This is a genomic window from Rhodococcus jostii NBRC 16295, from assembly GCF_001894825.1.
Lineage (GTDB): Bacteria > Actinomycetota > Actinomycetes > Mycobacteriales > Mycobacteriaceae > Rhodococcus_F > Rhodococcus_F jostii.
This window is the reverse complement of the sequence record NZ_BCWY01000069.1, coordinates 45,310-52,396: the sequence shown is the minus strand read 5'-3', so window position 1 is coordinate 52,396 and position 7,087 is coordinate 45,310. Positions and strand designations below refer to the sequence as shown.

Genomic DNA, 7,087 nt, shown 5'->3' with positions numbered 1-7,087 from the left:
CTAGACCTGCACCGCCGCAGAAACGCTCGATTCGACGCCCGAATACGGTCGTTGTGTCGCGTCGCTGTGCCCGGGCGTATGGCGAACATGAAGGACAAGACGAAGCTATCGGGCAGTGATCTGGTGCATGTCTTCCCGATCGATTGCGTCCGGCGACCTGCATGACGGCGACGCTGGACACGTGGCACATGGCGAAGGCCTGCCGGCCGGGACTGTGGTCACCGGCAGGCAGGCCTCGTATGTGGGTCAGACTCCGCGCTGCGCCTTCGCGGCTTCGCTGGCGGCCTTGCTCTTCTCCCGGGCGGTTGCCCAGTCCTCGCTGCTCATCGAGGTCAGACCGGCGAAAGTGCCGGGGCCGGCGAGCATCTGGCCACCGTCCATGGCGATGGTCTGGCCGGTGAGGTAGTCGCAGGCATCCGACAGCAGGAAAATGGTGAGGTTGGCGAGTTCCTCCATCGTGCCCATCCGGCCCATCGGCACCTGGTCGGCCTGGGTTGCACCGACGGCACTCTCTTCGGTCGGGTTGAGCATCTCCCACGCGTAGTCCGTCGGGATGGGTCCGGGAGCCAAGGCGTTGAGGCGGATGCCGTAGCGAGCCCATTCGACGGCGAGCGACATCGTCATCGAGTGCACGGCGGCCTTCGCCATTGCGGACGGGACCACGAACGCGGATCCGCTCCACACCCAGGTGGTGAGCGTCGACAGGACGACACCCTTGGTTCCGCTTTCGATCCAGCGGCTGCCCGCGGCGTGGGTGGTGTTGAACGACCCGTTCATCACGGTGGAGGTGACGGCCTCGAAGGCGCGCGGGCTGAGCGATTCGGTGGGGGCGATGAAGTTCGCGGCGGCGTTGTTGATCACGCCGGTCAGCGGGCCGTGCAGCGTCCAGATCTCGTCCATCGCCGACGACACCAGTTCGGCGTTGCGGACGTCGACGGTCTGCCAGTGGACCGAGCCCGGCCGGGAGACGGACGCCTCCGCCGCGGCCTCCTCGAGGACCGCGGGCCGGCGGCCCCACAGGTGGACTTCGGCGCCGTGGTCGACGAGGTGCTTGGCTACGCCGCGGCCGAGTCCGGTGCCGCCGCCGGTGATGAGGACGCGCTTGCCCGCGAGGGTGTCGGGACTGAACGGAGAAGTGGTCATGCGATGGTCCTAAAGGTCGGGAACGAGGGCTACAGGCCCAGGCTCTTGCTGATGATCTCGCGCTGAATCTCGTTGGTGCCGCCGTAGATCGGCGGTGCCAGAGAACGGCGAACCTGTTCCTCCATGCCGTACTCGCGGGTGTAGCCGTAGCCGCCCATCATCTGCATCGCCTCGAGTGCGGTCTTCTTCGCGATCTCGGTACATTTCAGCTTGGCCATCGAGCCCTCGCGGTTGAGGTTGTCTTCCTCGCCGGCGTCGATCCGCTCGGCCACCTCGTACACGAAGGACTTCGCGAAAGCGATCTCCGTGGCGAGGTCCGCGATCCGGTGCCGGACGGCCTGGAAACTGCTGATCTTGCGGCCGAACTGTTCGCGCTCGGTGACGAAGGCGATCACGTCGTCGAGCGACCGCTGGGCTGCACCCAGGGCCATCGTCGCGATGATGAGCCTCTCGACGCTCAGCCCGCGCATGAGGTGGCGCCACGCCTGGTTCGGTGTGCCGACGACCGCGGTCACCGGGACCGCGACGTCGGTGAAGTACAGGTCGTTGCAGGTCCGGGCCTCCATGGTCTTGATTTCGTGAATCTGGAGGCCGGGCGCGTCGGTCGGCACCATGAACAGGGTCAGACCCTGGTGCTTGTTACCGGACGAATCGGTCCGGGCGAGCAGGAGGATGTGCTCGGCGACGTGGGCTGCGGAGATCCAGGTCTTCTGCCCGTTGACGACGTAGTGGTCGTCGACCAGTTCGGCCTTGATCCGCACACCACCGAGGTCGGAGCCGGCGCCGGGCTCGCTGAGGGCGATCGCCTCGAGCTTGCCGGCCGCCATGTTGCCGACGATGGTGCGCTTCTGGTCCTCGGTTCCGTAGCGCAGGTAGGTCTGCGCGGCCGTGAGGCCGGTGGAGTAGCCGGTGATGGGGGCCAGGCCGCGGGCGGATTCCTCGAGGAAGATGCATTCCTCGACCATTCCGGCCCCGCCTCCGCCGTATTCTTCGGGCAGCGAGACGGCGAGCCAGCCGAGGCCGGCGAACTTGTCGAGGATGACGGTGCTGTTGGCCAGGGTGCCGCCGTCGGTCAGCAGATCGCGCTGCTGGAGGGTCTTGCATTCGGCGTCGCAGAACTCGCGGACAGCGACCGCGAACTCTCGTTGTTCTCGGGTGAAACGCATAGCGGCGGCTGCTCTCTCGCGTGAGCGGGCGGGGTAGGTTCGAAGCGGCCGGCGAGGAGGCGGAGCGAATACGCCCCGCCTCCTCGATCCGTCAGGCGCCGCGGAACTTCGAGAAGTCGGGCTTGCGCTTCTCGTTGAACGCGCTGATGCCCTCGATCGCCTCGGCGGACTCGCCGAACAGCTTGAGCGTCGAGTAGGCCATGTTGCCCTGCGCGATGAAGTGCTCGGTGTCGGCGTTGAGGGACTGCTTGAGTACCTTCAGCGACGTCGGCGACAGCTGCAGAATCTCGTCGGCCCAGGCCCGGACCTCTGCCCGCAACTGGTCACCGGGCACCACCTTGTTGACCAGGCCCCAGTCGAGGGCCTGCTCCGCGCTGTAGCGCCGGCACAGGAACCAGATCTCCCGCGCCCGCTTCTCGCCGATGGCGCGGGCGAGGTACCCGGTGCCGAGGCCGGCATCGAACGATCCGACGCGCGGCCCGTTCTGCCCGAAGATCGCGTGTTCGGCGGCGATGGACAGGTCGCACAGCAGGTGCAGCACGTGTCCGCCACCGACCGCGACACCGTTGACCGCGGCGATCACGGGCTTGGGCACGTCCCGGATCACCCGGTGCAGCGCCTCGACCTCGAACAGGCCGCTGTCGGACGGGCCGTAGTCGCCCGTCTCCATCCGCTGCTTCTGGTCGCCACCCGAGCAGAACGCCTTCTCCCCGGCGCCGGTGAGCGCGATCGCTCCGACCTCGGAGCTGCCCCACGCCTTCTTGAACGACTTCACCAACTCGTCGACGGTCCGCGCGCGGAACGCGTTGTACCGGTCGGGCCGGTTGATCGTGATCCAGGCGAGTCCGTCCTCGACCTCGTACGTCACATCTGTGAAGTCACTCATCGACCTGCTGGTCCTTTCCTGTTGCACGCGAAACGGGAGTCCGCCCGCGAAGCTCTTTGGTCTTACCTTATGACGAAAGTACCGCTGATAACGAGCGTTTTCAAGAGCGGCGGAGAAGAAGGCTGTCACCTGCAGTGATGGATTCGCTTCGATCTGCAAAAATGGCGCTGCGATGTGTAATCGGGTCGCAGGGTTCGGCGCGCCGAGGCCTGGTCGGTCTGGATTCGTCAGGCGGTACTCACGCACTGAATTCGAAACTCTGTCAACGGAATCGGGTCGAGGATTGCCGCTGACGCGCATCTTTTCGGTGGACGCACCCGTTGTCGGGCCCTAAAACGCACGCGGGAACCGAGGAGGTGTGCGTCTGTCCCGGATGCTTGGAAGGAACGTTGCTCAGGCCCGGGCGCGGATACCCATCGCGCCGCAGACGGGGGCGGCCCAGTCGACGTCGGTGCGGGCCAGTTCCCGATCGACCGCGTCCGCGACGTCGTCGGCGAAGGGCACGACCCGGCGGGTGGTGAGGTCGACGTGGGTCGCGGTGACCTCGAGCGTGCTCGCGAGGCGTTCGGTGGCGTCGTCGACGAGGAACGCCATGGCGTGGACGATCTTGTCGGAGCGTTCGACGATCCGCGCGTGGACCGACACCCGGTCGCCGACGTGCACCTCCGCGTAGTACCGGATGTGGTGCTCGGCGGTGAAGAAGCCCTGGCTGCGGGTGGCGCGGTAGCTGTCGGTGATGCCCATTCTGTCGAACACGACGGCGATCGCCTGTGCTTCGAGGTCGAAGTAGTGGCGGATGTTCATGTGGCCGTTCTCGTCCTCGTAATCGGACGGAACGAGCACCGGACCGGCCTCGCGGGGCAGTGCGACCACCTGGGCGTATGCGGGGATTCCGGCTGGGGGCGTCATCGATATATAATAACGATCGTTCACGCCCGGTGCTAGAATGGCCCGGTGGACCGCAACCGCAAGATCCTCGACACCGCCGCAGAGCTGTTCTACGAAAAAGGCTTTCACGGTACGAGTGTCGACGAACTGGGATCGCGGGCCGGCCTGAGTGGTCCCGCGATCTACCGCCATTTCTCCGGCAAGGACGAGATCCTGGCCACCCTGTTCGACGAGGCGATGGACGAGTTGATCGGTGCCACCGAACCGGTGCACGACGACGCGGAACTCGATCTCCAGAGGATGATCCGGCACCACGCCCTCTTCGCTGCCCGGCACCGCCATCTCGTCAACGTCAGCCAGCGCGAGGACAGGTCGCTCGTCGACCCGTGGCGGAAGGCGATCAATCGGCGGCGCAAGCAGTACGTCCAGGGCTGGGAGGCAGCGGTCGCGCGGTCGATACCGGCCGCGTCCGCCGCCGAAGTCACCGTCGCAACGCAGTCCTGCCTGGGCATGATCTTCTCGATCGCGTACTGGCCCGCGAAGGCGACCCGCACCGCCGGGCTCGCCGACCTCATGGTGCGAATGGCGAGCGAGGGCCTGGACGCGTTCCGCGCATAGCGCTGCCCCTGCACCTTTCGGTCGGTGCAGGGGCAGTGACCGGCGCGGGTCAGCGCGTCAGCGTGGGGCGGTAGGTGTACGACGACGACCGCGACAGGGCGAATTCGAAGATGCCGTAGCCGGTCTGCCCGTTCCACTCGAACGTGCAGCACCGGTCGGTGAGGGCCGAGTCGAGAGTCTTCGGGCCCACGGTTCCGTCGAGTGGGTAGACGTCGAACTCTTCGTGGTCGCGGCCACGGACCTTGCCGTGGTGCCCGCCGTAACCGCCGCCCGCCATGTAGCCGCCGCCCGCCGAGGCGTCCGAATCGATGCGGTAGGTCGCGCCGGCGGCCGTCACGACCTCGACCGGGCCGCCGGTGAGGTCGTTGCCGGTCGTGAACACCAAGTCGTGCCGGACGTCGGTGATGTCGTCGAGTCGCCCGTCGTCGTGCATGACGGCACCCTCCAACAGGATTCGTCCGCCTTCGCGATCCTCGACGAGCAGGAATCCGAACGTGCGGTCCGGGAACTGCGCCTGATACCAGATGTGCAGTCCCTGGCCCCCGGACATGGTGCGGACCCCGCGGGAGCGGTCCCGCAGTCCGTACCAGCCCCCGACGTCGGTGGTGGTTCCGTCCAGGGTGAGCTTGCCCTCGTAGCGGCCGGGCTGGAAGAGGTGGTCGAAGGAGGTGACGTTTCCGTCGGTGTTCTCCACGTCCACCGATCCGAGCCAGTACGGTGCCCTCGCGTGCCAGGACAGTTCCAGCTCGAGTCCGGTTTTGTTCTCGCCCAGCTCGATTCGCCAGATCTTGTTGTCCTCGAGCGTTTCCCACCTCAGCGGTCCGACGGAGGCGCCGTCGGTCGCGTCGTGTTCGGTGGAGAAGCGGAGGTTTCGTTGCTCCGACTCCGTGGTGAGGACGACGAATCCGTCCACGACGTTCCTGGGCGGATAGACCCCGGCGCCGAGGATCACCGACGGTGCGGTGCCGCCGTCCGGATGAAGATTGAACATGAACCGGTCGAAGAACCTCTCCGGCATGTCCGAGGTAGCCCGAGTTACCAGGGCGTCGTGGAATCCGTCGGTCATACGTGCTCCTTCTGTTCGATGGCTACATTGTCGGCGCCGATCTCGCGGTGGTCCAGGGTGAAACGGTACGAACCCATCATCAGCAGGCAGGCGATGGCGACGCCGACCAGCACGATGATCGGCAACGCGCCGGCGCGATAGGAGCCGGTGGCACCGTAGACCTGCCCGAGCAGGAAGATGCCGAACGCCGACCCCTGCGCGTACAAGAAGTAGATGAATCCCAGCACCCGGCCGTACGAGTGCTTGGGGAAGTAGCGGCTCACCATGTAGGCGGCGAGATCACCTTCGGCACCCAGACCGAGTCCGATCAGTGCAGCGCCCAGGAAGAGCAGGCCGGCCTCCGTCGACGTGATCATGAAGAAGACGCCGACCCCGCACAGCGCGAAGATGATCGACCCGATGGCGGGGGCGTAGAACCGGTCCAGCAGGTAGCCGACCAGCAGTCGGGCGGAGATGGACGCCAGGCTGAGGACGGACAGGACGGAGACGGCGGTGCCCTGACTGATGCCCTTGTCGGTGGTCATGGGAACGATCTGGGACATCAGGCCGAAAGTCGCCGAGGACACCAGGAAGATGGCGATGGAGAGCAGCCAGAACTGTCGGTATTTTCTTGCCACGGTCAGCAGTGATTCTCCGGCAACGTGCCCTTGCACGCGCGCGGCCTTGCGCTCGGCCTCGTGCTGGGCGGGCATCCGGGTGACGAACGCGTAGACCGACGCCGGAATGACCGTGCACAGGGCACCGATGACCAGGAAGGCCATCCGCCACCCGCCGATGCCGAGCATCCAATTGGCGAGGTACGGCATGAGTACTCCGCAGGAGCCGAGGCCGGCCATGAGGATGCCCAGCGCCATGCCGCGACGGTCCTGGAACCACGCGCTCACCACGGTGGAGTGCGCGACCGGGTTCACGGCGCCCGCTCCGGCACCGATCACCACACAGAGCAGGTAGAAGGTGAGTTGACTGTTCGGGAGGGCAGACATCAGCATCAGGCCGAATCCGAACGCCAGCGACAGCGGCACCGAGGGGATCTTGGGCCCGTAGCGGTCGATGAGGAAACCCAGGATGACGATGCTGATACCCACCAGCACCGTTTCGATGGACAGACCGTTGCTGATGACACTGCGTTCCCAGCCGAATTCCTCGGTCATGGGCTTACCCAGGATGTTGAACAAGACGTTGACCGCGGTCGTGCCGAACAGCAGAGTCAGAAAGCCAGTGACGACGTACCACCAGCGGTTCAACTGCCGTGTGGAGGCCTGCGGCTGAGTGGTGCCGACTGCGCTCATGGAAGCTCCTGTCGATCGATGTCGATGGTCG

7 protein-coding genes are annotated in these 7,087 nt (G+C 66.0%); 1 reads left to right on the top strand and 6 read right to left on the bottom strand.

The window, feature by feature from the left end; translation table 11 throughout:
- Positions 1-246: 246 nt before the first annotated feature.
- The 4 genes from RJ1_RS32570 to RJ1_RS32555 form a co-directional block, all read right to left on the bottom strand.
- Positions 247-1,143 carry an SDR family oxidoreductase gene (locus RJ1_RS32570; RefSeq protein ID WP_073366606.1) on the bottom strand — a complete coding sequence of 299 codons (897 nt, stop codon included), beginning with the start codon at positions 1,141-1,143 and terminating at the stop codon, positions 247-249.
- A gap of 29 nt (positions 1,144-1,172) precedes the next feature.
- Positions 1,173-2,309, bottom strand: coding sequence for an acyl-CoA dehydrogenase family protein (locus tag RJ1_RS32565; protein WP_073366605.1), 1,137 nt, complete (start codon positions 2,307-2,309; stop codon positions 1,173-1,175).
- A 91-nt stretch (positions 2,310-2,400) separates the two neighbouring features.
- The gene (locus RJ1_RS32560) at positions 2,401-3,195 is read right to left on the bottom strand and encodes an enoyl-CoA hydratase-related protein (protein WP_073366604.1); all 795 of its coding nucleotides are present in this window, start codon (positions 3,193-3,195) and stop codon (positions 2,401-2,403) included.
- A gap of 393 nt (positions 3,196-3,588) precedes the next feature.
- On the bottom strand, positions 3,589-4,104 hold the full coding sequence (locus tag RJ1_RS32555; protein WP_073366603.1) for a thioesterase family protein: 516 nt from the start codon (positions 4,102-4,104) through the stop codon (positions 3,589-3,591).
- A 45-nt stretch (positions 4,105-4,149) separates the two neighbouring features.
- Between RJ1_RS32555 and RJ1_RS32550 the strand changes: the two genes are divergently transcribed.
- Complete coding sequence (locus tag RJ1_RS32550; RefSeq protein ID WP_073366602.1) at positions 4,150-4,701, top strand: TetR/AcrR family transcriptional regulator; 552 nt, start codon at positions 4,150-4,152, stop codon at positions 4,699-4,701.
- 49 nt (positions 4,702-4,750) lie between these two features.
- Here RJ1_RS32550 and RJ1_RS32545 read toward each other — a convergent pair whose 3' ends face one another.
- Positions 4,751-5,767, bottom strand: a complete 1,017-nt coding sequence (locus RJ1_RS32545) for an Rv3169 family protein (protein WP_073366601.1) — start codon at positions 5,765-5,767, stop codon at positions 4,751-4,753.
- A complete protein-coding gene (locus tag RJ1_RS32540) occupies positions 5,764-7,056 on the bottom strand; it encodes an MFS transporter (protein WP_073366600.1) in 1,293 nt (430 codons plus the stop codon). The genes RJ1_RS32545 and RJ1_RS32540 overlap by 4 nt, the downstream gene beginning before the upstream one ends.
- Between the last annotated feature and the right edge of the window lie 31 nt (positions 7,057-7,087).